We start from the raw sequence: 918 nt of genomic DNA on the forward strand, positions 1-918 counted from the left end.
GGCCAGTTCACGCGCCATGCCCGCCCCGAACACCTGCAACTCCACGTCGCATTGATCGTTCGTACGCTGCACCAGCAGCGCTCCCGCTGCTTCCCCTGGGATGAAGCCAGCCCGGACGCCAGATGCCAAAAGACGCCGTTTGTCGAGATTGTGAATGATCGCGCCTCGATTGACGAAGGTATCGGCAGCGACGATCAAGACTGCGGCATGCCCCTTATCGAACAGCAGTTTGTACGCAATTTCAAGGGCAGTTGCTACGCTGGTCTGCCCGTCTGCAATCAAGGTGGAGTCGGCATGCACCGGATGGCCGAAATGCTGCTCCAGTCTGCTCCAGATGCCCGTGTCGAGTTCAGTCAGCCTTCCTGCCCGCTCCAGTTCAGCCACGCATAGCAACAGCGGTGTTGAGGCGATTGCCACCCGATGGTCAGAGGCAAGCGCTTGGCGGATGGCTGATACTGCCATTTGCGCCAGCTTGTCCAGCCCAGTTCCTAGGCCCGGCCAGGGTACGGACGCGCCGATCACCGGTTCATGCTCTTGGTCGACGAATGCAAGTTCGACGAAGTTATTCTGGCGTGTGCGCAGGGCGGCGCAGGCCGATGCCGTGTCGAGGCCAACGCTGGTGACTAGACCCGCGCCACGAATGGCGATGCGTGGGCGGCTCATAAGCGCATCTCAATGGCTGGCCCCCGGCAGCAGCCGATGGGGTCGAAATCTTGTTCAGGTGTCCCGACCTCAACATGGCTGATCTCGTCGACGGTGCGACGCAGGGGCTTTGCTACCCGCCAAGTGACGCTGAATCTTTGCCGGTCAGGTTCCAGCAACAGCGTATCGGCGCGGGCTGGCAGGGTCTGTGATGCCCCGTCTTTCGGATTAAACGTCACGTCGAGTGATAACGACGGCAAGGTGAAGTCCAGACGT

1 protein-coding gene and 1 pseudogene are annotated in these 918 nt (G+C 60.8%); both read right to left on the reverse strand.

Annotated features, from left to right (window positions below; genetic code table 11):
• Window positions 1–663 (reverse strand): annotated as a pseudogene (locus PO883_RS34605) (hypothetical protein); the annotation flags it as partial.
• The coding region (locus PO883_RS34610; protein WP_289313823.1) for a DUF2169 domain-containing protein at window positions 660–918 on the reverse strand (259 nt) is incomplete at its 5' end. The gene PO883_RS34610 and the pseudogene PO883_RS34605, both read right to left, overlap by 4 nt.

The organism is Massilia sp. DJPM01 (assembly GCF_030348125.1).
GTDB classification, from domain to species: domain Bacteria; phylum Pseudomonadota; class Gammaproteobacteria; order Burkholderiales; family Burkholderiaceae_D; genus Telluria_A; species Telluria_A frigida.